The organism is Mesorhizobium sp. M7A.F.Ca.CA.002.04.1.1 (assembly GCF_004022805.1).
GTDB classification, from domain to species: Bacteria; Pseudomonadota; Alphaproteobacteria; order Rhizobiales; family Rhizobiaceae; genus Mesorhizobium; species Mesorhizobium ciceri.
On the sequence record NZ_RZPL01000854.1, the window covers coordinates 1 to 2,249 of the forward strand.

A 2,249-nucleotide genomic window follows, 5' to 3' on the forward strand; every position below is an offset into this window, starting at 1 on the left:
TGGCATGCCCAGGAAATTGATAAACACCGCGAGGCCGAGCAAGCCGAAGACGATTGACGGCACTGCGGCCAGATTGTTGATGTTGACCTCGATAAGGTCGGTGAAACGGTTCTTCTTGGCGAATTCCTCCAGATAGATGGAGGCGGCGACGCCGATCGGCAGCGCGAGCAGCAGCACGATCACCATCATATAAAGCGAGCCGATGATCGCCACGCCCATGCCCGAGGTTTCCGGGCGGCTGGAGGCGCCGTAGGTGAACAGGCCGCTGTTGAAGTGCTCGGCCATCGCGCCCTCGGCCTTGAGCTTGTTCATCCAGGTGATCTGCTGGTCCGAGACCTTGCGTCGCGCTTCCTCGACACTGAGGTCGATCTGGCCCTTGAAAGCCGAGTCGAGATTGGCGGCGGCGAGGATGTTGACGTCGCGTGTCGTGCCGATCACCGAGGGATCGGCGGCAACGATGTCGCGCAACTGGACGCGGGCGCCTTCCGAAAGGAAGCCCTTGAGCTTCTGGATCATCGGCTTGTCATCAGGAGAGATGCCGAGCTTGGCCACCAGCGCGTTTTCTGCGAGCTTGGGATAATTCGCCTTGATCAGAACGCTCGGATCGGTTGCGCGCTTGCCGGAAGGATCGATCACCTTCTCGTCGAACGTGATCGGCAGCGATACCGTCGTCTGCCAGAAGGCGGTGTAGCCTTTCGAGACGATGGTGATCAGCATGATTGCCAGGAACGCCAGGCCTACGGAAATCGCCACGACGCCATAGATGCGGAAACGGCGTTCGGCGGCGTAACGGGCCTTCAGGCCGATGTCGCGGCGCGGATGGGCCGCCGGCCTGACCATCGTATCCATGGGAATGTCGGTCATTCGTACTGCTCCCGATATTTGCGCACGATGTAGAGCGCGACGATGTTCATCACCAGCGTCAGCGTGAACAGCGTCAGCCCGAGCGCGAAGGCGACCAGCGTCTGCGGCGAATTGAACTCGAGGTCGCCGGTGAGCTGGTTGACGATCTTGACGGTGATGGTCGTCATCGCCTCGAACGGGTTGATGGTGAGGTTGGCGGCGACGCCCGCCGCCAGCACGACAATCATCGTTTCGCCGATGGCGCGCGAGGCAGTCAGCAGGATGGCGCCGACGATGCCGGGCAGTGCCGCCGGCAGGATCACCCGCTTGATCGTCTCGGAGCGGGTCGCGCCGAGGCCGAGCGACCCGTCGCGCATGGCGCGCGGCACCGCGGTTATGATGTCGTCTGAGAGAGAGGAGACGACCGGGATCAGCATGACGCCCATGACCAGGCCGGCGGTGAAGATGCTCTGGCCCTGGATGAACGGCGAGCCGCCGGTCAGCGCCGCTGACAGGTCGCGCAGGAACGGCCCAAGCGTGACGACGGCGAAGATGCCGTAGACGATGGTCGGTATGCCGGCCAGCAGTTCAAGCGCCGGCTTGACCACCGAGCGCACCCTGGGCGTTGCGTATTCGGCCATGTAGACAGCCGACATCAGCCCGACCGGCACCGCAACCAGCAGCGCGACGGCGGCGATATAGAGCGTGCCGGCAAGAAGCGGGATCAGGCCGAACTGGCCCTGGCTGCCGCCCGAACCGGCAGCGGCAAAACGCGGATCCCAGACCGTGCCGAAGAAGAAACTCATCGGCGAGACGCTCTCGAAGAAGGTGATCGTCTGGAACAGCATCGAAAGCACGATGCCGACGGTGGTCAGGATGGCGATGGTGGAGGCGGCAAGCAGCCCCCACAGCATCAACCGCTCGACATTGTTGCGCGCCCTGGCGCGCGGCTCGATCTGCCTGAGCGCATAGAAGGCGCCGGCGATCGAGGAAGCCAGAATGACAATGGCGCCGAACAGGCCGAGCCGGTCCTGGACCTTGTTCGCCTCGACGGCGATCGGGATCATGTAATCCTGTGTGTCGCTCGCCAGTGCCACGCCCTTGGCGGCGAGCAGCGGCTGCAACTCGGCAAAGCTGGCAGGCATTGCGGCCAGTGTGCCAGCATCGAGTTTGCGCAGGCCCCTGGCGAGGCTCTTTACCAGGCTGACATCCAGTGCCTCGCTGGCAACCTTGCTGTCGACGGTACGCTCGGGCAAGGCAGCGTGGATGTGCCGGTCAAGATAGACCGAAGAACCGACGGCCCAGACGGCAAGCAGCAAAAGAGCAGGCAGGACGGCGAGCAGGAAGGCCCACCAGCCGTGATAGTGGGCACGCGAATGCGGCTTGACTTTGCCATTGTCCTGGGC

The 2,249-nt window shown here is 63.4% G+C and carries 2 protein-coding genes; both read right to left on the minus strand.

Translation table 11 applies throughout. The features are described from left to right. Window positions 1-864 (minus strand): DUF3333 domain-containing protein (locus ENZ75_RS29450; RefSeq protein ID WP_128278533.1); only part of this gene is annotated, 864 nt, incomplete at its 3' end. Then, the coding region (gene pstC, locus ENZ75_RS29455; protein WP_128278534.1) for a phosphate ABC transporter permease subunit PstC at window positions 861-2,249 on the minus strand (1,389 nt) is incomplete at its 5' end. The genes ENZ75_RS29450 and pstC, both read right to left, overlap by 4 nt.